Source organism: Streptomyces polyrhachis (assembly GCF_042663125.1).
In the GTDB taxonomy this organism is placed as follows: domain Bacteria; phylum Actinomycetota; class Actinomycetes; order Streptomycetales; family Streptomycetaceae; genus Streptomyces; species Streptomyces polyrhachii.
The window spans coordinates 1-24,575 of sequence record NZ_JBHSZO010000014.1 but is presented as its reverse complement, the minus strand read 5'-3'; the positions used below and the strand labels follow the sequence as shown (position 1 = coordinate 24,575).

General features: G+C 73.0%; 23 protein-coding genes. 15 read left to right on the top strand and 8 right to left on the bottom strand.

Going from position 1 to position 24,575, the window contains the following annotated elements:
- Position 1 precedes the first annotated feature (1 nt).
- The 3 genes from ACFQLX_RS10935 to ACFQLX_RS10925 all read left to right on the top strand — a co-directional run bounded on the left by ACFQLX_RS10935 (position 2) and on the right by ACFQLX_RS10925 (position 2,832).
- Positions 2 to 727 (top strand): response regulator transcription factor, encoded by a 726-nt coding sequence (locus ACFQLX_RS10935; RefSeq protein ID WP_386414101.1) that lies wholly within the window; start codon positions 2 to 4, stop codon positions 725 to 727.
- Positions 728 to 813: 86 nt separating this feature from the next.
- Positions 814 to 2,265: a sensor histidine kinase gene (locus tag ACFQLX_RS10930; protein ID WP_386414203.1), complete on the top strand. Its 1,452-nt coding sequence runs from the start codon at positions 814 to 816 to the stop codon at positions 2,263 to 2,265.
- Positions 2,266 to 2,307: 42 nt separating this feature from the next.
- Positions 2,308 to 2,832: an SSI family serine proteinase inhibitor gene (locus tag ACFQLX_RS10925; RefSeq protein WP_386414100.1), complete on the top strand. Its 525-nt coding sequence runs from the start codon at positions 2,308 to 2,310 to the stop codon at positions 2,830 to 2,832.
- 138 nt (positions 2,833 to 2,970) lie between these two features.
- On the opposite strand, the gene ACFQLX_RS10920 is transcribed toward ACFQLX_RS10925, so the two are convergent.
- Positions 2,971 to 4,746 carry a bifunctional metallophosphatase/5'-nucleotidase gene (locus ACFQLX_RS10920; protein WP_386414098.1) on the bottom strand — a complete coding sequence of 592 codons (1,776 nt, stop codon included), beginning with the start codon at positions 4,744 to 4,746 and terminating at the stop codon, positions 2,971 to 2,973.
- Between the two features lie 150 nt (positions 4,747 to 4,896).
- Here ACFQLX_RS10920 and mshD point away from each other — a divergent pair, with 150 nt between their 5' ends.
- Entirely contained in the window at positions 4,897 to 5,826 is a 930-nt protein-coding gene (mshD, locus tag ACFQLX_RS10915; RefSeq protein ID WP_386414097.1) for a mycothiol synthase, read from the top strand.
- 77 nt (positions 5,827 to 5,903) lie between these two features.
- On the opposite strand, the gene ACFQLX_RS10910 is transcribed toward mshD, so the two are convergent.
- From ACFQLX_RS10910 to ACFQLX_RS10885, 6 genes are all read right to left on the bottom strand, one after another.
- On the bottom strand, positions 5,904 to 6,320 hold the full coding sequence (locus ACFQLX_RS10910) for an NUDIX hydrolase (RefSeq protein WP_386414095.1): 417 nt from the start codon (positions 6,318 to 6,320) through the stop codon (positions 5,904 to 5,906).
- A gap of 56 nt (positions 6,321 to 6,376) precedes the next feature.
- Positions 6,377 to 7,327, bottom strand: coding sequence for a CHAD domain-containing protein (locus ACFQLX_RS10905; protein WP_386414093.1), 951 nt, complete (start codon positions 7,325 to 7,327; stop codon positions 6,377 to 6,379).
- Entirely contained in the window at positions 7,314 to 9,710 is a 2,397-nt protein-coding gene (locus tag ACFQLX_RS10900) for an RNA degradosome polyphosphate kinase (RefSeq protein WP_386414091.1), read from the bottom strand. The genes ACFQLX_RS10905 and ACFQLX_RS10900 overlap by 14 nt, the downstream gene beginning before the upstream one ends.
- A 107-nt stretch (positions 9,711 to 9,817) precedes the next feature.
- A complete protein-coding gene (locus ACFQLX_RS10895) occupies positions 9,818 to 10,393 on the bottom strand; it encodes a YdeI/OmpD-associated family protein (RefSeq protein ID WP_386414090.1) in 576 nt (191 codons plus the stop codon).
- Positions 10,394 to 10,514: 121 nt separating this feature from the next.
- Positions 10,515 to 11,960 carry a hypothetical protein gene (locus tag ACFQLX_RS10890; RefSeq protein WP_386414089.1) on the bottom strand — a complete coding sequence of 482 codons (1,446 nt, stop codon included), beginning with the start codon at positions 11,958 to 11,960 and terminating at the stop codon, positions 10,515 to 10,517.
- Between the two features lie 6 nt (positions 11,961 to 11,966).
- The gene (locus ACFQLX_RS10885) at positions 11,967 to 12,230 is read right to left on the bottom strand and encodes a MoaD/ThiS family protein (protein ID WP_386414087.1); all 264 of its coding nucleotides are present in this window, start codon (positions 12,228 to 12,230) and stop codon (positions 11,967 to 11,969) included.
- A 163-nt stretch (positions 12,231 to 12,393) separates the two neighbouring features.
- On the opposite strand from ACFQLX_RS10885, the gene ACFQLX_RS10880 reads away from it, so the two are divergent.
- From ACFQLX_RS10880 to ACFQLX_RS10860, 5 genes are all read left to right on the top strand, one after another.
- The gene (locus tag ACFQLX_RS10880; RefSeq protein ID WP_386414086.1) at positions 12,394 to 14,127 is read left to right on the top strand and encodes an ABC transporter ATP-binding protein; all 1,734 of its coding nucleotides are present in this window, start codon (positions 12,394 to 12,396) and stop codon (positions 14,125 to 14,127) included.
- The gene (locus ACFQLX_RS10875; RefSeq protein WP_386414085.1) at positions 14,124 to 16,022 is read left to right on the top strand and encodes an ABC transporter ATP-binding protein; all 1,899 of its coding nucleotides are present in this window, start codon (positions 14,124 to 14,126) and stop codon (positions 16,020 to 16,022) included. Before ACFQLX_RS10880 ends, ACFQLX_RS10875 begins: the two co-directional genes overlap by 4 nt.
- 148 nt (positions 16,023 to 16,170) lie before the next feature.
- Entirely contained in the window at positions 16,171 to 16,962 is a 792-nt protein-coding gene (locus tag ACFQLX_RS10870) for a hypothetical protein (RefSeq protein WP_386414083.1), read from the top strand.
- Positions 16,959 to 17,762, top strand: coding sequence for a hypothetical protein (locus tag ACFQLX_RS10865; protein WP_386414082.1), 804 nt, complete (start codon positions 16,959 to 16,961; stop codon positions 17,760 to 17,762). The genes ACFQLX_RS10870 and ACFQLX_RS10865 overlap by 4 nt, the downstream gene beginning before the upstream one ends.
- Positions 17,759 to 18,613, top strand: coding sequence for a hypothetical protein (locus ACFQLX_RS10860; RefSeq protein WP_386414081.1), 855 nt, complete (start codon positions 17,759 to 17,761; stop codon positions 18,611 to 18,613). Before ACFQLX_RS10865 ends, ACFQLX_RS10860 begins: the two co-directional genes overlap by 4 nt.
- A 78-nt stretch (positions 18,614 to 18,691) precedes the next feature.
- Here the strand turns inward: ACFQLX_RS10860 and ACFQLX_RS10855 are convergent, their stop codons facing one another.
- Complete coding sequence (locus ACFQLX_RS10855) at positions 18,692 to 19,060, bottom strand: DsrE family protein (protein WP_386414080.1); 369 nt, start codon at positions 19,058 to 19,060, stop codon at positions 18,692 to 18,694.
- Between the two features lie 141 nt (positions 19,061 to 19,201).
- Between ACFQLX_RS10855 and ACFQLX_RS10850 the strand changes: the two genes are divergently transcribed.
- From ACFQLX_RS10850 to ACFQLX_RS10825, 6 genes are all read left to right on the top strand, one after another.
- On the top strand, positions 19,202 to 20,242 hold the full coding sequence (locus ACFQLX_RS10850; protein WP_386414079.1) for a hypothetical protein: 1,041 nt from the start codon (positions 19,202 to 19,204) through the stop codon (positions 20,240 to 20,242).
- Complete coding sequence (locus ACFQLX_RS10845) at positions 20,239 to 20,991, top strand: hypothetical protein (protein WP_386414078.1); 753 nt, start codon at positions 20,239 to 20,241, stop codon at positions 20,989 to 20,991. The genes ACFQLX_RS10850 and ACFQLX_RS10845 overlap by 4 nt, the downstream gene beginning before the upstream one ends.
- Positions 20,988 to 21,857 (top strand): hypothetical protein, encoded by an 870-nt coding sequence (locus tag ACFQLX_RS10840; protein ID WP_386414076.1) that lies wholly within the window; start codon positions 20,988 to 20,990, stop codon positions 21,855 to 21,857. The genes ACFQLX_RS10845 and ACFQLX_RS10840 overlap by 4 nt, the downstream gene beginning before the upstream one ends.
- A gap of 222 nt (positions 21,858 to 22,079) precedes the next feature.
- Positions 22,080 to 22,643 carry a heme-binding beta-barrel domain-containing protein gene (locus ACFQLX_RS10835; RefSeq protein ID WP_386414074.1) on the top strand — a complete coding sequence of 188 codons (564 nt, stop codon included), beginning with the start codon at positions 22,080 to 22,082 and terminating at the stop codon, positions 22,641 to 22,643.
- A gap of 193 nt (positions 22,644 to 22,836) precedes the next feature.
- On the top strand, positions 22,837 to 23,259 hold the full coding sequence (locus ACFQLX_RS10830; RefSeq protein ID WP_386414073.1) for a hypothetical protein: 423 nt from the start codon (positions 22,837 to 22,839) through the stop codon (positions 23,257 to 23,259).
- A 147-nt stretch (positions 23,260 to 23,406) separates the two neighbouring features.
- Entirely contained in the window at positions 23,407 to 24,360 is a 954-nt protein-coding gene (locus tag ACFQLX_RS10825) for a hypothetical protein (RefSeq protein WP_386414072.1), read from the top strand.
- The last annotated feature ends 215 nt before the right edge of the window (positions 24,361 to 24,575 follow it).

Below are 24,575 nucleotides of genomic sequence, written 5' to 3'. Positions count from 1 at the left end.
CGTGACGAGCGACCACCCCCGCATCCTGATCGTCGACGACGAGCCCGCCGTCCGCGAGGCCCTGCGCCGCAGCCTCTCCTTCGAGGGGTACGGCACCCAGCTCGCCGTCGACGGACTGGACGCCCTGGAGCGCGCCGCCGCCTACGACCCGGACCTGATCGTGCTGGACGTGCTGATGCCCCGGATGGACGGCCTGACCGCCGCCCGGCGGCTGCGCACCTCGGGGGTGCGCACGCCGATCCTGATGCTCACCGCCCGCGACACGGTCGGCGACCGGGTGACGGGGCTGGACGCGGGGGCCGACGACTACCTGGTCAAGCCCTTCGAGCTGGACGAGCTGTTCGCCAGGATCCGGGCGCTGCTGCGGCGCTCCTCGTACGTGCGCGAGGGCGGCGGCGGGGAGTCGGCGGGGCGGGTGCTGGAGTTCGGCGACCTGCGGATGGACCCGGCCACCCGCGAGGTGACCCGGGCCGGTCGCCAAGTGGAGCTGACGCGCACGGAGTTCACGCTGCTGGAGCTGTTCCTCACCCATCCCCGGCAGGTGCTGACCCGCGAGCAGATCCTGCACGCGGTGTGGGGCTTCGACTTCGAGCCCTCCTCCAACTCCCTGGACGTGTACGTGATGTACCTGCGGCGCAAGACGGAGGCCGGCGGCGCGCCCCGGCTGGTGCACACGGTGCGCGGGGTGGGGTACGTGCTGCGGGCGCCCGAGGGGGGCGGGCGTTGAGGAACCTGCGCTCCCTGCTCTCTTCGCACTCCGCCGCCCCGCACTCCGCCACCCCGCACTCCGCCGCCCCGCGCCCCCAGCCCGCCCTGCGCTCCCGCCTGGCCCTCCTCACCGCCGCCGCGGTGGCCGTCGCGGTGGCGGTCGCGGCGCTGGCCTGCTGGGTGATCACGCGCGACCAGCTGATGGAGGAGCTGGACCGCTCGCTGATGGAGGCGCCGGGGGTGCGCCGGGTGGAGCTGGGCATGCGCTTCGAGTGCGTGGCCGAACTCCCCAAGCCGCTGGACGAGTTGACCCCCGACGGGCCGAAGTCCGCACCGGTGGTGTGGGGGAACACCACCTCGCAGCTGGTGCTGGCGGACGGCACGACCTGTCTGACCGGCGGCCGGCGCACCATCGCCGCCACCGATGCCGACCTGGCGGTCGCGCAGGCCGCCGGACAGGGGGTGCCGGGGCAGCACGTCATCCACACCGTGGACTCCGCGGGCGGCCCCTGGCGCGTCTACACGCGCGGGCTGGCCGGCGGGGTGAGCGTCGGTGCGCAGCCCGCGCCGCAGGGCACCGCCCTCAGCGTCGCCCGCCCGCTGAGCGAGGTCACCGACCCGCTGACCACGCTGGCCTGGGTACTCGCCGGGGTGGCGGGAGCGGGGGTGCTGGGCGCGGGCGCGGCGGGGCTGTGGATCGCGCGGGCGGGGCTGCGGCCGGTGGACCGGCTCACCACGGCGGTGGAGCACATCGCGCGGACCGAGGACCTGGGGGTGCGCATCCCCGTCGCCGGGGACGACGAGATCGCCCGCCTCTCGCGCTCGTTCAACGCGATGACCGAGGCGCTGGCCTCTTCCCGGGACCGCCAGCAGCAGCTCATCGCCGACGCGGGGCACGAGCTGCGCACCCCGCTGACGAGCCTGCGTACGAACGTCGAACTCCTGGTCCGCAGCGAGGAGTCGGGGCGCGCGCTGCCGCCGGCCGACCGCACGGCGCTGCTGGCCTCGGTGAAGGCGCAGATGAGCGAACTGGCCGCGCTGATCGGCGATCTGCAGGAGCTCTCGCGCCCCGACGCCGATCCGGCGAGCGGGCCGCCGCAGGTCATGGGCCTGCACGAGGTGGCCGCGCGGGCCGTGGCGCGGGCCCGGCTGCGCGGGGCGGGGATCGCGATCACCACCGCGCTCACCCCGTGGTTCGTACGGGCCGAGCCGGCGGCGCTGGAGCGGGCGCTGGTGAACCTGCTGGACAACGCGGTGAAGTTCTCCCCGCCGGGCGGGACGGTGGAAGTGTCACTGGCCGGCGGCGAGTTGTCCGTACGCGACCACGGGGCCGGGATCGCGGCGGCGGACCTCCCCCACGTGTTCGAGCGTTTCTGGCGCTCCCCCGGTGCGCGGAGCCTTCCGGGCTCGGGCCTCGGGCTGTCGATCGTGGCGCGGACGGTCCAACAGGCGGGTGGAACAGTGCAGTTGATGCCGGCCCGGGGCGGCGGCACCCGGGCCGTGCTGCGGCTGCCGGGCGCCGCGGAGCCGCCGCCCGAAACGCCCCCTATCGAGTGACGGTCCCCTCCGCCGCTGACGGCGCACGGTATCCGTTGTCCCATGCGAAACACCATGCGCAACACCAGCCTCGTCGCGGCCGGTTCGGCCGTCGCCGCCCTGCTTCTCGCCGCGCCCGCGCTGGCCGCCGACACCGCCGCCGGGCAGCCGCCCGTCCCCGGCGACCTCCTCAGCACCCTCTCCGTCGGCCACTCCCCGCTCGCGGTGAGCGTCAAGCCGCCGAAGGGCACGACCACTCCGGCCGAGGTCGCCCACACCAAGGCGACCAGCCTGCTGCTGGCCACCCAGCGCCTCGGGAGCGACGAGCCGCTGGACGTCGCGTACCTGAACTGCGAACCGGCCGGGGGCACCCACCCCAAGGCCGCCAAGGCGTGCAAGGCGCTCCGGGCGGCCGGCGGCCGCTTCAACGCCCTCAAGCCCGCGCAAGGTGCGTGCACGATGGAGTTCGCGCCGGTGCGCGTCTACGCCTTCGGCCACTGGAAGGGCAAGCCGGTCGCCTGGGTCTCCGAGATCCACGCCAACCGCTGCGCGGCGAACCTGGCGACGGCGAAGGTCTTCGACTACTGAGCCCGCACGTCTGACCCGGGCGGCGTCTTCGGCCGCCGATCCGCAGGGCCCTCACAGCAGAGGCCGGCCGGTGCCACGGGGCACCGGCCGGCCTCTTCGCTCGTACGGGAGCGTGAACAGCCTCCCGGTCGGCGCGACTTACTTGACGACGTTCACCCGGTCCGCGGCCGGCGGCTGCAGCGGGGCGGTCGCGGAGGAGTTCGCGGTCAGGTACTGCTCGAAGGCCGCCAGGTCGTCCGCGCCGACCAGCGGGTTGGTGCCCTTGGCCAGCTCGGCGAAGCCGTCGCCGCTGCCGGCGAGGAAGGAGTTCACCGCGACGCGGTAGGTCGCGGCCGGGTCCAGCGGGGCGCCGGCGACCAGGACGGAGTCCGCGACGATCCGGTCGGCGCCGGCCTTGGTGAGGTCCAGCGTGTAGGCCACGCCGGCGGGCTGGAGGATCTTCGGCGCGGCGGCGTTGAGGCCGGAGACCTGCTGCTGCAGGACGGTGAGCAGCTGGGCGCCGGTGAGGTCGAGCAGGTTGACCGTGTTGGCGAAGGGCTGCACGCTGAACGCCTCGCCGTAGGTGACCACGCCGTCGCCCTCACCGACCGGCGAGGAGGCGTAGACCAGGTCGGTGCGCACGCCGCCCGGGTTCATCAGCGCCACCGACGCCCTGGGGTCCAGCGACTTGGCGTGGGCGAGCTGCGCGTCGGCGATCAGGTTGCCCAGGGGCGAGTCGTCGACCGCGTTCGTCCGCAGGATGTCGGCGCCGATGTGGCCGATGGGGCGGTTGGCGATGGGGGCGGCGAGGGCCTTGTAGCGGCCGATGAGGTCCGTCATGTCCGACGCGGGGTCCTTGCGGTACACCACGTGGTTGGCGGAGGCGACCGAGGTGCGGACGATGTCACCGCTGCGGCGGTTGTACGTCAGCGTGGTGTCGGTGTAGAGCCGGCCGAAGGAGGCGGCGGAGGTCACCGTGCGCGGGTTGCCCGCGGGGTCGGGGATCGTGCAGGCGTACGCGGTGTGCGTGTGGCCGGTGACCAGCGCGTCGACCTTCGGGGTGACACCCTTGGCGATGTCGACGATCGGGCCGGAGATGCCCGAGCCGGCGCCGGCCGCGTCGCAGTCGTAGTTGTACGCGCCGGAGGCCGGGAAGCCGCCCTCGTGGATCAGCGCGACGATCGACTTCACGCCGCTCTTCTGCAGCTTCTCGGCCTGCTTGTTGATGGCCTCGATCTCGTCGTGGAAGGTGAGGCCCTTGATGCCCTCCGCACTGACGATGTTCGGGGTGCCCTCCAGGGTCACGCCGATGAAGCCGATCCTGACGCCGTCCTTCTCCCAGACGTACGTCGGGTCCAGGATCGGCTTGCCGGTCCTGTCGTCCGTGACGTTCGCGGCGAGGAAGGGGAACGTCGCGCCCTCGAAGGTGCGGCCCTCCGCGTAGCAGCCGTCCTTCGGGTGGCAGCCGCCGTCCTGCATGCGCTGCAGTTCGGCGCGGCCCTCGTCGAACTCGTGGTTGCCCACGCCGGCCACGTCCAGACCCAGGCCGTTCATGGCCTCGATCGAGGGCTCGTCGTGGAAGAGCGCCGAGGTGATGGGGCTGGCACCGATCAGGTCGCCGGCCGCGGCGGTCACGCTCAGCGGGTGGCCCTCGCGGGCCTTGCGCAGCGAGCCGGCCAGGTACTCCACACCGCCGACGCCGTCGATGGTCTTCACGCTGCCGTCGGGCTGTACCTCCGTGAGGCGGCCGGAGGAGCCCGAGGGGGCCTCCAGGTTCCCGTGGAAGTCGTTGAAGGACAGCAGCTGCACGTCCACCGTGTTGCTGCGCGCGGTGGTGCTCCCGCTCTCCTCCGCGCCGGCGGTCTGGGCCGCGCCGAGCAGGCCGGCGGCCGTGGCCAGCAGGGCCACCCCGCCCACGTAGGTCCGAGCCTTCATGAATCTCCCCTGGGACAGAACACGACACGATGCGGGGGCAGCTTAGGGTTTACGCGCGTAGCGTGTCACCGGTCCAGCATGAAATGTGAGCGACGTCTTGGTCAGGACCCGGTAACGGCGTGGATTGACGCCAGGCCCTACCATCGCTGCATGAGTGACTCCGGGGACGCGGTGGCTCCCTCCTTCCGTCGGGTGGGGTTCCACGACGAGCTCACGCCCTCCCAGGTCTACGCGGTGACGGGGCTGCTGGAGAGCGCCGCGCGCACCGACGGGCGCCAGGCGGTGTCGGAGCAGGGCCGGCTGCAGCTGCGCGGCGGGCGGCGCCCCGGCGTGCGCCACCTCCTCGTACACGACCGCTCCGCGCTCGCGGGCTACGCGCAGCTGGAGGAGACCGATCCGATCGAGGCGCCGGCGGCCGAGCTGGTCGTCCACCCGGCGTTCCGCCGGCACGGGCACGGGCGGGCGCTGGCCGAGGCGCTGCTGGCGGGCTCCGGCCACCGGCTGCGGGTCTGGGCGCACGGCGGGCATCCGGGGGCGCGGCACCTCTCGCAGCTGCTGGGGCTGGCGCTCTTCCGCGAACTGCGCCAGCTGCGGCGGCCGTTGACCGGTCTGGAGCTGCCCGAGCCGGTCCTCCCGCCCGGCGTGACGGTGCGCACCTTCCGCCCCGGCGCGGACGACGCGGCGTGGCTGGCGCTCAACGCGGCGGCCTTCGCCCACCACCCCGAGCAGGGCTCGTTCAGCCAGCGCGACCTGGACGACCGCACGGCGCAGTCCTGGTTCGACCCGCGCGGCTTCTTCCTCGCCGAGCGCGCGGGGCGCCTGGTGGGCTTCCACTGGACCAAGGTGCACAGCGCGGAGCGGCTGGGCGAGGTGTACGTGGTGGGGGTCGACCCGGCGGAGCAGGGCGGCGGCCTGGGCAGGGCCCTGACCACGACGGGCCTGCGGCACCTGGCCCGCAACCGCGCGATGCCCACCGCGATGCTGTACGTGGACGCGGACAACGCGGCGGCGGTGCGGGTCTACGAGGGCCTCGGCTTCACCACGCACGAGACGGACCTGATGTACCGCACGGAGGGGTGAGGGAGGCGATGGAGGGGTGAGGGGGCCGTACGCATCCCGCGCCCCTTCCGCTCCTCGCCGCCTCCCGCCCCCGCCGCTCACTCCGGCCGCAGCACCGCCAGTGCCTCGTCGACCAGTTCGCGGTCGCGCTCCTGCCCGAGGCGGCGGCGGGCCATCTCCGGGGGGAGCCAGATCAGGTGGTCCACCTCGTCGTTGGGGCGAAAGCGCCCCCGCAGCGCCTCCGCCTCCCAGTACTGCACCGTCTTGGGGCGGCCCGCCACCTCGTAGAACGCCGAGGGCAGCCGCACCCCGGGCTGGCACTGGTAGCCCGTCTCCTCCTCGACCTCGCGCACCGCCGCCGCGAGGGGCTCCTCGCCGTGCTTCAGCCTGCCCTTGGGGTGCGACCAGTCGTCGTAGCGCGGTCTGTGCACCAGCGCGATCTCGATCCCCCGGCCGACCGCCGCGGGCCGCCACAGTACGCACCCCGCCGCGCGGATCGCCTGTCCGTCCGCCATCTCCCTTGACCCCTCCCCGAGTTGCGGTCCCCGCCCGCCGGATCCCGCCCGCGCGCTCATCCCGCGCCCCGCCGCCAGAGCCTGCCGAAGGCGAACCTGGCCGCCTCCACCTCCTGGCGCTGGTCGGCGTGCAGCACTCCCAGCGCGTACGCGGTGGCGGGGGTGATGCGCGGGGTGCGGGCCGCCGCGGCCGCCTCCCGCGCCGCCTCCCCGGCGTCGCGGTGGCCGTTCAGCGCCCGGCTCGCGGCGGTCAACCGCACCGGCGCCGCGGGCGCCAGCACCTCGTGGGCGTAGCGTGCCCGGCGCAGCAGCGCCCGTACCCGCTCCCACGGGGCGTCCTGCTCGGCCGCCGGGCCCAGACCGCGCGCCAGCGCCTGCGCGTTGTACGGCTGCGCGGCCACCTCCAGCGGCAACGAGGCTACTTCCCGCGCGAGTTGGCGCTCAACCCCGGCCAGCGCCTCGTGCAGTACGTCCGTGGAGCCGGCCTCCCGCAGCGGTGCCTCCGAGGCCAGCAGCGCCACCGCGTCCACCGCGGCGTGGAAGCGCGCCGAGCCCAGCGCCTCCAGCGCGGCGGTGTGCGCGCGGCTGCGCGCCAGGCCCAGGCGGCGCTGGAGCAGCGCGGCGGCGCGGGCCGTACCGGCGCCCCCGGGCGTACGCAGGCCGGGATCGTCGGGGCCGGCCAGGCGGGCGACGGCGCCCAGCAGCCGCTCCAGGCGCTCCGCGTAGGCGTGTTCGCGGACGATCTGCTCCGAGAGCCACTCCAGCTCCGCGCCCAGCTGCCGGGCCCACTGCGGCTCGCTCAGCTCCGGGTACGCCGCCAGCGCGGCGGAGATCCGGCGCGCCGCGCCCCGTACGAGCCGGGCGGAGGCGGCCGCGGAACGGCCGCCCGCCTCCTCGTACCCCCGCAGCCCGCGCAGGAGTTCGGTCGCCTGGGCGCCGAGGTGCCGCTCCAGTACGGTGCGCGCGCCCGCCCGTCCGGGCCGTGCCGTCGGGTCAGCCTGCGCCACGCCTGCGCCTCCGGGCGTCGATGAGCATCTCCTGGACGTTGGGCAGCCGGTGGCCCTCCGCGTCCTGGTCGTGCCGCTCCCAGTCGCCGTCCGGGCCCAGGTGCCAGGAGTCGACCGCGTCGGACATGCCGGTGTCGATCATCCGCACCAGCGAGGCGCGGTGGGAGGGGTCGGTGACGCGCACCAGGGCCTCTATGCGGCGGTCGAGGTTGCGGTGCATCATGTCGGCGCTGCCGAACCAGACTTCGGGCTCGCCGCCGTTCTCGAAGATGAACACGCGGGAGTGCTCCAGGAAGCGGCCCAGGACGCTGCGCACCCGGATGTTCTCCGAGAGGCCGGGGACGCCGGGGCGCACCGCGCAGATGCCGCGCACCCAGATGTCGACCTCGACGCCGGCCTGCGAGGCGCGGTAGAGGGCGTCGATCACGGCCTCGTCCACCAGGGAGTTGATCTTGAAGCGGACGTGGCCGGGGCGGCCGGCGCGGGCGTTGGCCGCCTCCTTGTTGATGCGCTGGACCAGGCCGTCGCGCAGGGAGGTCGGGGCGACGAGGAGGCGGCGGTAGGACTCGCGGCGCGAGTAGCCGGAGAGGCGGTTGAAGAGATCGGAGAGGTCCGCGCCGACCTGCGGGTCGGCGGTGAGCAGGCCGATGTCCTCGTACAACCTGGCCGTCTTGGGGTGGTAGTTGCCCGTGCCGACGTGGCTGTAGCGGCGCAGTGTGTCGCCCTCCTGGCGGACGACCAGGGAGAGCTTGCAGTGGGTCTTCAGGCCGACCAGGCCGTAGACCACGTGGCAGCCGGCCTCCTCCAGCTTGCGCGCCCACTTGATGTTCGCCTGCTCGTCGAAGCGGGCCTTGATCTCCACCAGGACCAGGACCTGCTTGCCGCTCTCGGCGGCGTCGATCAGGGCGTCCACGATCGGGGAGTCGCCGGAGGTGCGGTAGAGCGTCTGCTTGATCGCCAGCACGTCCGGGTCGGCGGCGGCCTGCTCCAGGAACGCCTGCACGGAGGTGGAGAAGCTGTCGTAGGGGTGGTGCAGCAGCACGTCGCGCTTGCGCAGCGCGTCGAAGACGTCCGGCGGGGAGGCGGACTCCACCTCGGCGAGGTCGCGGTGGGTGCCGGCGACGAACTTCGGGTAGCGCAGCTCGGGGCGGTCCTGGCCGGCGATGGCGAACAGGCCGGTGAGGTCCAGGGGGCCGGGCAGGGGGTAGACCTCCGCCTCGGAGATCTTCAACTCCCTTACCAGCAGGTCCAGTACGTACGGGTCGATCGACTCCTCGACCTCCAGGCGCACCGGCGGGCCGAAGCGGCGGCGCATCAGCTCCTTCTCCAGCGCCTTCAGGAGGTTCTCCGCGTCGTCCTCCTCCACCTCCAGGTCCTCGTTGCGGGTGACCCGGAAGGTGTGGTGCGCGAGGATCTCCATCCCCGGGAACAGCTCCTCCAGGTGCGCCGCGATCACGTCCTCCAGCGGGACGAAGCGCTGCACGCCGCCGTGGTTGCCCACCTCCAGGAAGCGCGAGAGCAGCGGGGGGACCTTCACCCGGGCGAAGTGCTCGTGGCCGCTGACCGGGTTGCGTACGACCACGGCGAGGTTGAGGCTCAGGCCCGAGATGTACGGGAAGGGGTGCGCCGGGTCGACGGCGAGCGGCGTCAGGACGGGGAAGATCTGCTGGCGGAAGAGGGTGAACAGGCGCGCCTGCTCCTTCTCCGTCAGCTCCGTCCAGCGGATCAGGTGGACGCCCTCCTCCGCCAGGGCGGGGGCGACGTCCTGCTGGTAGCAGGCGGCGTGCCGGGCCATCAGCTCGCGCGAGCGCGTCCAGATCAGCTCCAGCACCTCGCGGGGCTGCAGGCCGCTGGCGCTGCGCGTCGCCACGCCGGTGGCGATGCGGCGCTTGAGGCCGGCGACGCGGACCATGAAGAACTCGTCGAGGTTGCTGGCGAAGATCGCCAGGAAGTTCGCGCGCTCCAGGAGGGGCGTGGCGGGGTCCTCGGCGAGTTCGAGCACCCGCTCGTTGAAGGCCAGCCAGCTGCGCTCGCGGTCCAGGAAGCGGCCCTGGGGGAGGTCGATGTCCTCGTCGCCGCCGTCCGCGTAGTCGTCGGCGTCCGCGTCGATGTCGGGCTCCAGCTCCCGGGCGACGGCGGCGACCGCCTGGGGGCGGTGGGCGGCTATGGAGCCCACGGAGGGCTGCGTACGCGCGCTACTCTCCGCGGATTGCGCGCGGGACGCGGGATGCGGGGCGGGCGCGGGGTGCGCGGCGGACTCCGGGGCGGCGTTCGGGGCGGCGACGTCTTCCATGGCTTCATTGTTCCGTGCGTCCGCGCTTCGCGCGTCGTCGGTACGCGGGTCGGGTACGCGGCCGAGGGGGGCCGGGCGTCGGCGCTGCATCCGATGATGTTCGCAGCGCCGTCTGAACCAATGGTGACGGTGGGGTGGCGGCCAGGCTGCGGGCGGGTGGTGCGCGCGTTGTACGCGGGCGCCCCGCAAGCCCCCGTCTACGGATGCACCTTCTCCCCCCTGGCCAGCATCCCCACGTACTTCTCGATCCGCCGGGCCCGCGTCTCCGCCCTCTTCGCCTCCTGCACGCGGTACAGGACCGCGTACCTGTTCTGCCGGTCCAAGGTCTCGAAGAACGCCGCCGCCTTCGGCTCCGCCGCCAGCGCCGCCGCCAGATCGTCCGGCACCACTGCGGTGCGCGAGCCGTCGTACGCCGCCTCCCAGCGCCCGTCCGCCCGGGCCCGGTCGACCTCGGCCTGCCCCGCCGCCCGCATCCGCCCCTGCGCGGTCAGCGCGGCCACCTTGTCCCGGTTGACCTTGGACCACGTGCTCCGCGCCGTGCGCGGGGTGAAGCGCTGGAGCCACCACCGCTCGTCGTACGCGGCCTTCTGACTGTCGATCCAGCCGAAGCACAGCGCCACGTCGAGCGCCTGCCCGTAGTCCAGCGCGGCGACCCCCGCCTCCTTCTTGCGGAGCCTGAGCCAGATCCCGGCCGAGACGGCGTGGTTCTCCGCGAGCCACGCCTCGAAGTCCTCGGCCGATTCAAAGGTGACGGTCTCCAGATCCCGGGTCATCACAGCAGCGAAGCACACCGGCCCCGGCGCTGTACGCGGGTTGCCTCCTCCGGGGCAGGGGCCTTCGCACGCTACGGGGCCGGGCGCGTCACGCACCCGGCCCCGTCCTACCGATCCCCCGTTACGCCAGCGCGCTGCCCAGGACGTACACCGGGGCCACCGACAGCGTCAGCGGCAGGGCCGCTCCCGCCGTGAGGTGGACGAAGCGCGAGGGGTAGTCGTAGCTCGCCACGCGCAGCGCCAGCAGGGACGTGGCGCCGCAGGCCAGGCCCAGGAGGGCGCCCGCGATGCCGATCGAGGTGAAGGCGCCCGCCACCGCGCCCAGCAGCACCGCCGCCGCCAGGGTGACCAGGGGGGAGGTCTTCGGGGGGAGCGGGACCGCCCGTACGCCCGTGGCCGCGGCCACCGACAGGGCGCCCACCACCACCGCCGCGGACGGTGCCGCCAGGTAGCCGGCGGCCAGCACCGCCAGCGCCGTGGCCGCCACCGTCGCCGTCAGCGACTGCAGGCGCTCGTCGCCGGGCGCCGTGCTGCGCAGCTGCGCCGCGATCGCCAGCAGCAGCCAGACGCCCAGGGCGGCCAGCGCCGCGTTGGGGGCGTCCTCGCGGCCCGTGAAGAGCATCGCCAGCGACGCCGTCAGGGCGCCGCCGAACGCCACCGCGATGCCCTGGCGGGCCGGCCACATGCCGTTCAGGCGGAACCAGCCCGCCGCCGTCAGCGCCTGCAGCGCCACCACGGCCAGCGCCAGTCCGGGGCGGGCCAGCGGCGCGGTGACGGCCATCAGCAGCGCCAGGCCCGCGGTGATCGCGGCGGGCTGGGGGCCCGGGGCGATCATCGAGGCGCCGCCGCTCTCGCGCAGCTCCTGCGCGGAGGGCAGCGGGCGGCGGCGGGCGGGGGCGCCGTAGACCGTGGGCTCGCTCTCGTTTTGGAGGAGGCCGGGCGTACCGGGGGCGCCGGGTGCGCCGGACTCGTGCGACGGGGACGCGGGCGGCTGCTGGGGCTGGCGGGGCTGCTGGGGCTGCCGAGGCCCCCCCGACCGCTCCCACCCCTGCGGCCAGCCGCCGTCCGCCTCCGGCTGGGCGGGGACGGGCGGCATGACGGCCGTCATCTCCACCTGCGGCTCGGGGGACGCCGGCACCGGCGGGAGGTACGCCGTCTGCGCCGCGTCCGCCGCTCCCCCGTGCTCGGGGGGATAGCCCGGGCCGGGGGTGTGGCCCGTGCCGCCCGGGTACGCGGGCGGCTGCGCGTACGCCGCCTGCCCCTCCCCGTACGGGGCGTGGCCCGCGGGCTGGGGCGCGGCGGCGTACGGCGCGGCGGCGTAGGGGTCCGCCGGGGGCTGGGCGGCGTACGGATCGGCCGGGAGCCGGGCGTACGGGTCCGCCTGGGACTGGGCGGCGTACGGGGCGTAGCCCTGCTGGGCCGCCGGGTCCGCCTGCCGCTGGGCGTACGGGTCCGCCTGCTGCGGGGCGTAGCCCTGGTGGGCGGGCTCCTCGTACGGCTGCCACGGGGCGGGCGCCTGCGCGTACGGGTCCGCCGGGGGATTGGGGTATGGATCCTGGCTCGTCATCGCGGCCTACCCTCCCGCGAACGGCGGCAGAACCTCAACCGTGCCGCCCGTGACAAGCTTCACCGTCGCGTGGTCGCGGGTACCCACCGGGCTGCCGTCCACGAGGAACGCACACCGCAGCAGCACCCGCGCGAACTCCGGCCGCTCCGCGTGCCGCGCCCGCGCCGCGTCGAGCGCCTGGGCGAGTGTCTCCGCCTCGTACGCGTCCTCGTCCGTACCGGCCGCGGACCTGGCGGCGGCCCAGTACCGGATCGTGCCTGTGGCCGTCATCAGACGGCTCCCTTCGTCGTGCGTGCGGCATCCATGATGCGCCATCACCCGGCACAGGCCCGCATTCCGGTGGCCGGCCCCGAGCTTCAAGGCGCGGCAAAATCCCGGGGCCGGCCCCGAAAACCAGTGGTCCGCGCCTGCGGCCCCCGCCATAGGGTGCAGTGTGCTTGTCCGAATCTGCCGTACCTTCCTGCAGCCCTACCGGTCCGACATAGCCAGGGTCGTCCTCCTTCAGCTGCTCTCCACCCTGGCCGTCCTCTACCTCCCCACCCTCAACGCCGACATCATCGACAACGGCGTCCTCACCGGCGACACCGGCCACATCCTCACCGTCGGCGGCTGGATGCTGGCCGTCACCCTCGCGCAGGTCGCCGGCGCCGTCGGCGCCACGTACTACGGCGCCCGTACCGCCATGGCGCTCGGCCGCGACCTGCGCGCCGCCGTCTTCGAGCGGGTGCAGTCCTTCTCCGCGCGGGAGGTCGGGCGCTTCGGGGCGCCGTCGCTGATCACCCGGACCACCAACGACGTCCAACAGGTGCAGATGCTCTGCCTGATGGCCTTCGTGATCATGGTCTCCGCCCCGATCATGGCCGTCGGCGGCGTGCTCATGGCGCTCAACCAGGACGTCCCGCTCTCCGGCCTGCTGCTCGCGGTCATCCCCGTGCTGGCCGTCGTGGTCACGCTGATCGTGCGCCGGCTGCGGCCGCTCTTCCGCGGCATGCAGGAGCGCATCGACACCGTCAACCGCATCATGCGCGAGCAGATCACCGGCATCCGCGTCATCCGCGCCTTCGTCCGCGAGGAGCACGAGCAGCGGCGCTTCGCCGAGGCCAGCGCCTCGCTGATGGACGTGGCGGTGCGGACCGGGCGGCTGATGGGGCTGATGTTCCCCCTGGTGATGCTGGTGGTGAACCTGGCCGGCGTCGCGGTGGTGTGGTTCGCCGCGCACCGCATCGAGGACGGGCAGATGCGGGTGGGGGCGCTGACGGCGTTCCTGGCCTATCTGATGTACATCCTGATGGCGATCATGATGTCCACGTTCATGCTGATGATGCTGCCGCGCGCCGAGGTCTGCGCCGAGCGCATCCAGGAGGTGCTGGACACCGACAGCTCCCTCACCCCGCCCGCCGATCCGGTACGCGAGCTGGCGGTACGCGGCCGACTGGAGCTGCGCGGCGTGGAGTTCCGCTACCCCGGCGCCGAGGAGCCCGTACTGCGGGAGGTCGACCTCACCGCCGAGCCCGGCCGCACCACGGCCGTCATCGGCTCCACCGGCAGCGGCAAGTCCACCCTGCTGGGCCTGGTCCCGCGCCTCTTCGACGCGACGGCGGGCACGGTACGGGTCGACGGCGTCGACGTACGCCGGCTGGACCCCGCGCTGCTGGCGCGGACCGTCGGCTACGTACCGCAGAAGCCCTACCTCTTCGCCGGCACCGTCGCCTCCAACCTCCGCTACGGCCGCCCCGACGCCAGTGACGAGGAGCTGTGGCAGGCCCTGGACACCGCCCAGGCACGGGAGTTCGTCGAGGCGCTGGAGGAGGGGCTGGCCGCGCCCGTCGCCCAGGGCGGCGCCAACCTCTCCGGCGGGCAGCGCCAGCGCCTGGCCATCGCGCGCACCCTGGTCCGCCGCCCGGAGATCTACCTCTTCGACGACTCCTTCTCCGCCCTGGACTACGCCACCGACGCCCGGCTGCGCGCCGCGCTGGCCCGCGAGACCGGCGGGGCGACGGTCGTGGTGGTGGCCCAGCGGGTGGCGACCATCCGCGAGGCGGACCGGATCGTCGTCCTGGACGAGGGCCGGGTGGTCGGCAGCGGCACCCACCGGGAGCTGATGGCCGGCAACGGCACCTACCGGGAGATCGTCCTGTCCCAGCTGACCGAGGAGGAGGCGGCATGAGTTCCACCGACGACAAGACCGGTGGTACGGCCGGTGGTACGGCCGGTGGTACGACCGCCGCACCGCGCCGGGGCCCGGCCCCCGCGATCGGTCCCGCCCGCTTCATGGGCGCCCAACCCGCCGAGCACGCCCTGGACTTCAGGGCCTCCTCGCTGCGGCTGCTGAAGCTGCTGCGCCCCGAGCGCGGGGTGCTGGCGGTGGTCGTGGCGCTCGCCACGGCGAGCATCGCGCTGACCGTCGTGGGCCCGAAGCTGCTGGGCGACGCCACCGACCTGGTGGTCACCGGCATGCTCGGCCGCGGCGTGGACTTCGGTGCCGTCGGCCGGGTGCTGCTGTGGGTGGCGCTGGTCTACGCGGTCGCGGCGGTGCTCGGCGTCGTCCAGGCGCGCATCGCGGCGGTCGTCGTCCAGCGGGGGGTCTTCCGGCTGCGCGGGGAGGTGGAGGCCAAGCTGGCCCGGCTGCCGCTGTCGTACTTCGACCGGCAGTCGCGCGGCGAGATCCTCTCCCGTACCACCAACGACATCGACAACGTGGGGCAGTCGCTGCAGCAGACGCTGAGCCAGGTGCTCGCCTCGCTGCTGACGGTGGTGGGCGTGCTGGCGATGATGTGCTGGATCTCGCCGCTGCTGGCGCTGGTCGCGCTGGTGACCGTGCCGCTCTCGGCGAAGCTCGCCGCGCGGATCGGCAAGCGGGCGCAGCCGCAGTTCGTCGCCCAGTGGCGGACGACCGGCAAGCTCAACGCGCACGTCGAGGAGATGTACACCGGCCACGCGGTGGTGAAGGTCTTCGGGCGCGGGCGCGAGGCGGCGGAGGTCTTCGCCCGGGAGAACGAGGAGCTGTACCTCTCCTCGTTCCGGGCGCAGTTCATCTCGGGGCTGATCCAGCCGGCGATGATGTTCCTCGGCAACGTCAACTACGTGCTGGTCGCGGTGGTCGGCGGACTGCGGGTCACCTCGGGGGCGCTGTCGATCGGCGACGTGCAGGCGTTCATCCAGTACTCCCGGCAGTTCAGCCAGCCGCTGAGCCAGCTCGCCTCCATGGCCAACCTGGTGCAGTCCGGCGTCGCCTCCGCCGAGCGGGTCTTCGAGCTGCTGGACGCGCCCGAGCAGCGCCCGGACGCCGACCCGCCGCTGACGCCCGACGTCACGCTCGGGCGCGTGGAGTTCGAGCACGTCTCCTTCTCCTACGATCCCGCCAAGCCGCTCATCGGCGACCTCTCCCTCGCGGTGGAGCCCGGCCACACGGTCGCCATCGTCGGCCCGACGGGGGCGGGCAAGACCACGCTGGTCAACCTGCTGCTGCGGTTCTACGAGGTCGACGGCGGCCGTATCCTCCTCGACGGCGTGGACACCGCCCGGATGACCCGCGACGAGGTGCGCTCGCGGATCGGCATGGTCCTGCAGGACACCTGGCTCTTCGGCGGCACGATCGCGGAGAACATCGCCTACGGCGCCCCCGCCGGCACCACCCGCGAGGCGGTCGTACGGGCCGCGAAGGCCACCCACGTCGACCGCTTCGTGCGCACGCTGCCCGAGGGCTACGACACCGTCCTGGACGACGAGGGCACAGGCGTCTCGGCCGGCGAGAAGCAGCTGATCACCATCGCGCGGGCGTTCCTCGCCGAGCGCTCGATCCTGGTGCTGGACGAGGCGACGTCCTCGGTCGACACCCGCACGGAGGTGCTGATCCAGCAGGCGATGGCCGAACTGCGCACCGGCCGCACCTCGTTCGTCATCGCCCACCGGCTCTCCACCATCCGCGACGCGGACGTGATCCTGGTGATGGAGGACGGCACGATCGTGGAGCAGGGCACGCACGAGTCGCTGCTGGCGGCGGGGGGCGCGTACGCGCGGCTGTACGAGGCGCAGTTCGCGGCGCCGGTGGCGGAAGGGTAGGGGGAGGCGGAGGGGTAGGCGGAGGCGGCTGGGACGCCCGGGGCCACTGGGGCGGCTTTATACGTTCGATACATAAATCGCACAACCTTTCCCCGGGCTGGCTGGTCTTGATCGGGACATTGGCCGGATCAAGAGCCCTGGGGGGGCCGTGACGGACACGAACGACCCGGAACCGACTGCTGCGGCAGCACCGGCGACGGCTGAGGCGCGGGCTGCGGCGGAGACACCGGCGCAACCCGCGCCGCGCCGCCGACGCGGCCGCACCACGCTGCTCATCGCCGCCGCGCTGGCCCTCGGCGCGGTAGCGGGCGTCTGCGGCGGCTACGTCGTCCAGGCGGACCGCGAGCCGACGCCGCTGGCGCCGCTGGCGCAGGCGAGGTTGGGGGTGGACGAGAACGCGGTGGTGAGCGGGGACGAGGCACCGCGCGACCCGGCCACGCGGGAGCTGCGCAAGCTGCTGATCAGCAAGCCGAAGGGGGCGGGCAACTCCTCGGGACGGGCGGGCGGCGAGTGGCTGGCGCTGTACCAGTACGCGAACGAGTACAAGAGCCCCAAGAGCATGTTCGCCAGCCTGCGGAACAACGGCTTCCAACGTGCCGTGAGTACCACTTGGGAGCAGAGCGACCGCCACACCGAGGTGGTGCTGGTGCAGTTCCGGGCCGGCAGCGGTGGCTCCCACGACCATTTCAGGGACCAGCTGGCCTACACGCCCTCCTCCGAGTGGGCGGGCAACGACGGCAAGCCGATCCCCGGCTCCGCCACGGGTCGCGCCTTCGTCTTCAACAAGCCTCAGCGCAAGGCCGGTTACCTCCCGCTGTACCGGGCGCGGGCGATCGCCAGACGAGACAGCGTGGTGATGGACATCTGGGTGTACGACAGCAAGCCCATCAGCGAGTCCTACATCCGCGAGCTGGCCAAGAAGCAGTTGGAGAAGCTGTGACGACCGACGACCCGACCCCGCCGGCTGAGGAAACCGCCCCCGGCGCTCCCGCTGACGAGGTGGCGCCCGCCGGCCCGCGCCGCCGCCCGCTGCGTCGACTGCTGCCCGCCGTCGCCACACTCGTCGTTCTCGGCGTTACCGGCGCCGGCGTCGCGTACACCGCCGACCGGGTGGGCAAAGCCGACAAGACCTCCCCCACCGCGTACTGGCAGGGGATGGCGGACACCAAGCAGCAGAGCCCCAAGGAGGGCGCACAGCACCGGAGCCTGGGCAAGCTGCTACTCCCCATGCCCACCTCTTACACGCCGGGTCCGGATATCGAACAGTTCGGCAACGACGTCGAGTTGACCGGCAAGCAGGCCGTGGCCCTGATGAAGCAGAGCGCGCACGGCCTCCCCGGACCGCTCCGCCGATCGATGAACCGGATCCTGGAGAAGCGGAAGATCGAGGGGCAGGCGATGCGCTCCTACTCCGCCTCCGTCGACGACCTCGTGGTCGAGATCCAGCTGACGCAGATGGCGAAGAAGGCGGCGAAGGATTCGGCCGCCTTCCAGAAGGAGCTGGTCGGCATCCTGGACTCACTGCGGCGAGGACCGAAGGTCAAGGGCTACAAGGATGCCGTCTGCTTCCTGGCGCCCAAGGACGCCTGGAAGGAGCAGGACGTCATGACCTGCACCGCCGCCAAGGGGTCCGTCCTGGTGAGCGTGACCGCCTACGGTCCGCGCACGATGGACCAGAAGGCCGTGGCCGGCCTCCTGAAGGACCAGCTCGACCGCATCACCGACGGGGAGTCCGCATGACCGAGATCCAGACGGCCGCGACCGTCGGGGGGGAGCAGCCCGCTGAGGCGCCCGTCCCGCAGGAGATACCGGCTCCCGCCACCCCGCGCCCGCCGCGCCGGGTACTGCGCGCCTTCGCGCGGTGGACCTGTGCGGTGCTGGCCTTCGCCGGCGCTGCTGCCGGGACCGCGTACGTGGTGGCAGAGAAGGAGCGCACCGAGCTGCCCGGACTGGCCACCGAGAGCGACGGGCGCTGGGACTACCCGGCTCTCAGGCTCCCGTCACTGGCCAAGGAGCAGCCCGGCCCGTTCGCGACGGGCAACGAGCCCGAGGTCCACCACGCCGATCTGCGGACGCTGCTGCTGCCCGCGCCGAAGGGCGCCAAGGTGGACAAGGGGCTGCCGGGGCGCGGTGGTTGGCTGAGTCTTCCGTCCTTCCTGGAGGCGTACCGCAAGGGCGACCGCGCCGAACTGGGCAAGGAGCTCACCGAGGAGGGCGTGAAGCACATCGCGGCCACCGGGTGGACCATGCCGGACGGCACCCGTACCCGCATCTACCTGCTGCGCTTTTCCAGTGACGACGTGGCCGGCCGGGTGTCCGGCTCGGTTCTGGGCGCCGGCTACGTACCGAACAAGCTCTTCCCGGAGTCCGAGGTACTGAAGCCGAACGACTCCTGGGCACCCGAAGCGGGGATGGAGAACGTCAGCGTCTCCGTCTTCGGTGAGGACGGCGAGACCGGCAAGGTCGAACTGCACCAGGCCCACCTGCTCGCCGGCGACCTGGTGGGCGTCATCGTCCAGGAGAAGCCCGGCAGGGCGCCGGAGGTCCCCTTCCACCAGACGGTGATCCTGCAGAGCCAGCTGCTCGGCTAGGGAGTACGGGAGTTGGGGGCGCCCCCCTGGGATGCATCCCCGACTCCCGGCGCCCCCGCGCCGGTCGGCGCCCCCGCGTCAGTAGACCAGCGCCTGCGCGTCCGGTTCCATGACCTCGCTGACGAAGACCTGCGCGCCGGCGATGCGCACGCCCTCCAGGACGTCCTTCTCCTCGATGCCCCGCCGCGTCGCGCACTGCGTGCACAGCGTGACGCGGCCGCCGGCCAGGATGCCGTCGAGGAGGTCGGGGAGGGGGGCGGCGTGCGGGAGGTCGAACTCCGCCGCGCGGCCCGGCAGCGCGAACCACGCCGACTCACCGGTCAGCCAGAGCGACACCTCCACGCCGCTGGCGGCGGCCACCGCCGCCACCGTGAACGCCTGCGAGCAGCGCTCGGGGGCGTCGGCACCGGCGGTCACCTTGATCACGAGTTTCCTGCGTGCAGCCATGCGGCCACCTTAGGGGGTGCTCCGGGAAGCACTCCGGCCCCGCGCGATACGGACGGCCGTTCGAGGGGCGGGTGGGTCGCAGCAACACGCGCGTGACGAAATCAAACATTTGAACGCTGTAAGGAGTGCGGCACGCACCGCATGACCAGCAGCACAACGCCGCCCCACGACCGGCGGCACGACAGGGGGATCGTGGAGTCGAACCGAGGAACCGGCAGCTGGGACGCCTTCGGCGCCGGCGCCCCGGGCCCGGCGGAGGACCCGCCGACAACCCGGCTGGCGCGCATCGAACCGGACGCCGGACCCGGCGCCGGCGCCGGACCGGCGCCGCAGCGGTCCCTCCAGTACCCGCAGTACCCGCAGTACCAGCACGCGCACCCGTACCCCGCCGGAGAGCCGCACCAGGCCCTCCCGCACCCGGGCTGGGCCCCGCCGCCCGCACGCTCCTCCGCCCGCCCCCACCGCCCCGCCCGCGCCCTCGCGCTGCTCGCCGTCGCCGCGCTGCTCGGCGGCGTGGCCGGGATCGGCTACGGCTACCACGTACAGGCCGGCGAGCCGCCCACCGCGCTGCCGCCGCTCTCCCAGCCGGGACTGAAGCGCCCGGCCCCGCTGGCCGCCGGCGTGCGGCAGGAGCCCCTGCCCGCCGCGCAGGACCACCGCGCGAGGACCGGCGGCGACCTGCGCAAGCTGCTGGTCGCCGCGCCCAAGGGGACGAAGAAGCCCGACTTCCTTCCCGGCGAGGGGGGTTGGGTCTCGGCCTACGAGTTCGCGGACGACTACGACGAGTCCGACTACATCTTCGAGTACCTCCTGGAGAACGGCTACCGGCGCACCGCCCAGACCGCCTGGACCCGGGGGCCCGGCCATGCGGTGATCGTGCAGCTCATCCAGTTCCGCGACGAGCAGTCGGCGGGCTCGGCGGACTACGCGGAGGAACTGCTGACGTACCTCCCCGAGAACGAGGACGCCGGCGACGACGGCACGCCCATCCCGGGCTCCGGTGACGGCCGGCTGTACGTCTTCTCCGAGCCGCACGTCGAGGCCGGTTACGAACCGCTCTGGCAGGCGCGGGCCATCGCCCGGCGCGGGGACGTCGTGATGGACATCCAGTTCCTCAACACCTCCAAGGTCAGCGCGAAGGACGCGATGGACCTCGCGCGCAAGCAGCTGGAGCGCCTGTGAACCCCTACGGCTTCCCCCCGGAGGCACCCCGCACCCGCAGGCCCGTGGCGCTGATCGCCGCCGCCGCCCTCGCGCTGCTCGCGGCCGGCGGCGGCCTCGGCTACGCCTACCTGGAGGCGGACGGCGCCGACCGGAGCGCCAGGACCCGGGTCTGGCAAGCGCCCCCGGCCGCCAAGGACACCGACGGGAGCAGCGGTGAAGCCACCGCGCACACGGGGCTCGGGCGCACGTTGCTGCCCGTGCCCGAGGGTTACACCTCCGGACCGGACATCGGCGAGTTCGGCAACGACGTGGAGCTGAGCGGCAGGCAGGCCGCCGCCCTCTTCAAGCAGGGCGGCCGGGGACTGCCGAACAGCGATCGGCGGGAGTTCACGCGCCAGGTGGACCGGATGAAGCTGGAGGGCCTGGCGATGCGCTCGTACACCAAGGGCACCCGGCTGACAGTGGAGATCAACATCGCCCGGATGAGCCCCCGCGCCACCCGCGACTTCGCCGCCTTCAAAACGCGGCTCAACCAGCGCCGCAGCAGCACCAGGGGCCCGGCGATCGAGGGCTACAAGGACGCCCGCTGCTTCGTCATGAAGACCGAGTCGGACGACAAACTGCAGGTCATGGACTGCACGGTGGCCAAGGGCGACACCCTGGTCACCTTCACCGCCTACGGCGTGAAGCCGCTGGACCGAAAAGCAGCCGCCGCCCTCCTGGCCAAACAGCTCGACCACATCGACTCCCCGGGAGAGGCCGCATGAGCCACCCGAGCACACCGGAAGCCATGAACTACCCGAGCGCACCGGAAGCCATGGGCTACCCGAGCGCACCGGAAACCCAGCCGCCCCGCCCCTCCGGCGCCCTGCTGCGCCGGATACTCACCTGGACCGCCGCCGCGCTGCTCTTCACCGGCACCGCGACGGGCATCGGCTACGCGCTCACCCACACCGAGCGCAGCGACCTGCCACTGCTGGCCACCGAGAGCGACGGCCGCTGGGACTACCCCGGGCTGAAGCTCCCCGCCCTCCCGCACGGCGCCCCCGCACCCCTGGACGACAAGGCCAACCCGGCCGGCATCCACCACGTCACCGACCTGCGCCGGCTGCTGCTGCCGCAGCCCGCAGGCGCGAAGCCGGACACGGACGCCGCTGCCGCGAAGATCAAGGACGGCTGGATCTCCCCCGCCGACTTCACGGCCGTCTACGCGAAGGACGAGCGCGAGGCAGTCCGCCAGATGCTCACCGACGACGCGGTACGCCACGTCGCCGCCCGCGCCTGGACCATGCCGGACGGCACCCGCACCGGGATCTACCTGCTGCGTTTCAACACCGGCGCCCTCGCCGGCCACTTCTACGACGAGGTGCTCACCGGCGGCGTCAGCGCGGGCCGCGAGCTGGCCGAGGCCCCGAACACGGTCCTGGACGAGAGCTGGCCCACCAAGGCCCGCCTGGACGGCGTGGACCTGTACGTCTACGACGAGGAGAAGCCGTACGGAGCCACCCACGCCCGCCAGGCGTACGTCGTGGCGGGCGACACGATCGCCCTGGTCGTGCAGTCCCGCGCGGGCGGCGCCGCGAAGGTCCCCTTCCAGCAGACGCTGGCCCTCCAGCAGCAGCTGCTGGGCTAGGACCTGCACGGATTTCCCCCGATAGGCCACCGAAGCGGGGCATTCCCTCCCGGAGTGCCCCGCCCGACCGGGGCAACTACACTCGAAGGCGGTCCGCCCGTCCATCACGCTCGGAGGAGCGCACGTGATCATTTTCTTCGAGGCACTGCTCGTTCTCGTCGCTGTCGCCACCCTCGCCTTCGCGGGCCTCACCGTGAAGAAGCTCTACCAGGGCCAGCGCTGATGTTCGAGATCCCGTCCGACATGAAGTCGGAGCTGGTCCCGCTGGCCTGGCTGCTGGGCAACTGGGAGGGCGCGGGCGTCTTCGACTTCCCCGGCGCCGAGAAGTGCAACTTCGGCCAGGAGGTCGTCTTCGGCCAGGACGGCGGCGACTTCCTCTTCTACGTCTCCCGCACCTGGGTGCTGGACGACGAGGGCAAGAAGGTCCGCCCGCTGGAGTCGGAGACCGGCTACTGGCGCGTCGGCGAGGACCGCAAGGTGGACGTGGTGATGGTCCGCGACGACGGCGTCGCCGAGAACTGGTACGGCGAACTGGCCGAGGGCAAGCCCCAGATCGACCTGGCGACCGACGCGATCCTGCGCACGCCGGACGCGCCGCCGTACTCGGCGGGCAAGCGGCTCTACGGCTACGTCAACGGCGACCTGATGTGGGTGGGCGAGAAGGCCACCCCGGACATCGAGCTGCGGCCGTACATGTCGGCGCAGCTGAAGAAGGTCGTCGACCCCAGCGAGTGGGCCAAGGACATCAAGGACCTCCCGGACGACGGAGTCGCGTTCTTCCGGTAGACCCGCACCGCACGGCTCCACACCGCACCACACCGCACCGCGGTCCGTCACCCACGGACCGCGGTGCGGTGCTTTTCGGCCAAGTCCCGCCCCGGGCCTCACCGTTCGTATGCGAACCCTTGCCGTCCGTATCCCCCGCCTCATAGCCTCACTCCCGCACCTCCGACAATGGTTCGAATCCTTCAGGAGTGAGATGCACATCCGAAAGCTGATCGCCGCCACGGCGGTCATGGCGGGCGCGGTGGCGGGAACCCTGGCGACGGCCTCCCCGGCATCCGCGGCGGCGCTCAGGTACGACTGCCGCAACAACGGCGAGGCATGCCTCTACTACAACTCCAGCACCTACGGCTTCGGCGCGTACTTCAAGCAGACCTGGGACGTCAGCAGCTACGCCGGCTTCTACTTCAAGTCGGGCGCCAAGGGCGGCGCGGGCGCGGGCGTCGAGGTGAAGAACAACGCGGCGGCGGTGGACAACAACACCCCCGCCCGCTTCCGCGTCTACTACAACAGCAACTGGAGCTGCTCGTTCGCCTGCCAGACCTTCAACGAGTACAGCTGGGGCAACCTCAACCCCACCATGAAGAACAACAACGCCTCGGGCCGGGTCGTCGGCTGAACGAGCACGCCGCCGGCCCCTGAGTCCGGCGTTCCGGGTCCTGTCGTACGGGCTCCCCCCGGCCCGTACGACAGGACCCGGCCCTTCCCCCGACCGCCGCGAAGAGCGGCCGTCCCCTGCCGCACGACGACGGAAGAGAGCCCAGCGATGCCCGCCCGCCCCCGCACCGCCGCCCTGATCCTGGCCTGCGCAGCCCTCGCGCTGGCGGGCTGCTCCGCCGAGGAGGGCGGCACACCCGCCGCCGGAAAGCCGACCGTGCCGCCCAAGGTCACCACTACACCCAAGCTGACCTCGGCCAACGACAAGGGGCTCCCGCTCGACCCCTACCTGCTGGACCCGGCGGAGCAGGAGAAGCTGAGCAGCGCGTACCGCGCACTCGTGGGCCGCTGCATGAAGCGCTTCGGGCTGACCTACCAGGCTCCCCAGCTCCCCCGGCAGCCGCAGTCCGAGGGGCCCGCCACCCGGGTGGACGGCCGCTTCGGCCCGCAGAGCGCGAGCCTCGCCGCCAGGTGGGGCTACCACCCGCCCGGGGGGCCGCCGAAGCAGTCCAAGGGCGCCTGGGCCTCCGACCTGCAGAACCTTCCCCCCGACTACGAGCTCGTCCTGTCCGGCTCCGACGGCAGGGGCGCGGAGGGTACGAAGTCGGCGGTCAACGGGCAGCCCGTCCCCAAGGGCGGCTGCGACCAGGAGGCGAGGCAGCAGATCGCCGGCTCCACCAAGCCCCGCGAGAGCGTCGACGCCAAGATCGCCGACGACCTGAAGTTCGCCACCCTCGTCAAGGCCCAGCAGGACGAGCGCACCCGCGCGGTCTTCGCCAAGTGGTCGGCGTGCATGGCGGATCGCGGCTACCAGTACGCCGACCCGATCGCCGTCGCCAAGGACGAGAAGTGGACCACCACCCCCCAGCCCACCGCCCAGGAGATCCAGATCGCCGTAGCCGACCAGGACTGCCGCACGAAGCACAACGTGGTCGGCATCTGGTTCGCGGTGGACGAGGCCTACCAACGCCAAGCGGTAGAGGACAACGCCGAAGCCCTGGCAGAAGTCCTCAAGGAGAACGAGTCCCAACTCAAACGCGCGGCGGACGCACTGACGGGCTGAGAACCGCCCCCAGCCCGCCCGGCCCGCGGGCGGAGCCCGCTATCGAATGCAGCGAGGCCAAGACGCGAAAGTCCCACCCCAGCCCGTCCGGCGCCTGAGGCCAAGACGCGAAAGCCCCACCCCCAGCCCGTCCGGCGCCTGAGGCCAAGACGCGAAAGCCCCACCCCCAGCCCGTCCGGCGCCTGAGGCCAAGACGCGAAAGCACCACCCCCAGC

Coding starts and splice junctions, on each gene's coding strand:
- ACFQLX_RS10890 (WP_386414089.1), bottom strand. CDS start 11,960: ATGACGAGCCAGGATCCATACCCCAATCCCCCGGCGGACCCGTACGCG.
- ACFQLX_RS10925 (WP_386414100.1), top strand. CDS start 2,308: ATGCGAAACACCATGCGCAACACCAGCCTCGTCGCGGCCGGTTCGGCC.
- ACFQLX_RS10840 (WP_386414076.1), top strand. CDS start 20,988: ATGAGCCACCCGAGCACACCGGAAGCCATGAACTACCCGAGCGCACCG.
- ACFQLX_RS10885 (WP_386414087.1), bottom strand. CDS start 12,230: ATGACGGCCACAGGCACGATCCGGTACTGGGCCGCCGCCAGGTCCGCG.
- ACFQLX_RS10830 (WP_386414073.1), top strand. CDS start 22,837: ATGCACATCCGAAAGCTGATCGCCGCCACGGCGGTCATGGCGGGCGCG.
- mshD (WP_386414097.1), top strand. CDS start 4,897: ATGAGTGACTCCGGGGACGCGGTGGCTCCCTCCTTCCGTCGGGTGGGG.
- ACFQLX_RS10900 (WP_386414091.1), bottom strand. CDS start 9,710: ATGCAGCGCCGACGCCCGGCCCCCCTCGGCCGCGTACCCGACCCGCGT.
- ACFQLX_RS10855 (WP_386414080.1), bottom strand. CDS start 19,060: ATGGCTGCACGCAGGAAACTCGTGATCAAGGTGACCGCCGGTGCCGAC.
- ACFQLX_RS10895 (WP_386414090.1), bottom strand. CDS start 10,393: ATGACCCGGGATCTGGAGACCGTCACCTTTGAATCGGCCGAGGACTTC.
- ACFQLX_RS10850 (WP_386414079.1), top strand. CDS start 19,202: ATGACCAGCAGCACAACGCCGCCCCACGACCGGCGGCACGACAGGGGG.
- ACFQLX_RS10910 (WP_386414095.1), bottom strand. CDS start 6,320: ATGGCGGACGGACAGGCGATCCGCGCGGCGGGGTGCGTACTGTGGCGG.
- ACFQLX_RS10920 (WP_386414098.1), bottom strand. CDS start 4,746: ATGAAGGCTCGGACCTACGTGGGCGGGGTGGCCCTGCTGGCCACGGCC.
- ACFQLX_RS10860 (WP_386414081.1), top strand. CDS start 17,759: ATGACCGAGATCCAGACGGCCGCGACCGTCGGGGGGGAGCAGCCCGCT.
- ACFQLX_RS10825 (WP_386414072.1), top strand. CDS start 23,407: ATGCCCGCCCGCCCCCGCACCGCCGCCCTGATCCTGGCCTGCGCAGCC.
- ACFQLX_RS10875 (WP_386414085.1), top strand. CDS start 14,124: ATGAGTTCCACCGACGACAAGACCGGTGGTACGGCCGGTGGTACGGCC.
- ACFQLX_RS10835 (WP_386414074.1), top strand. CDS start 22,080: ATGTTCGAGATCCCGTCCGACATGAAGTCGGAGCTGGTCCCGCTGGCC.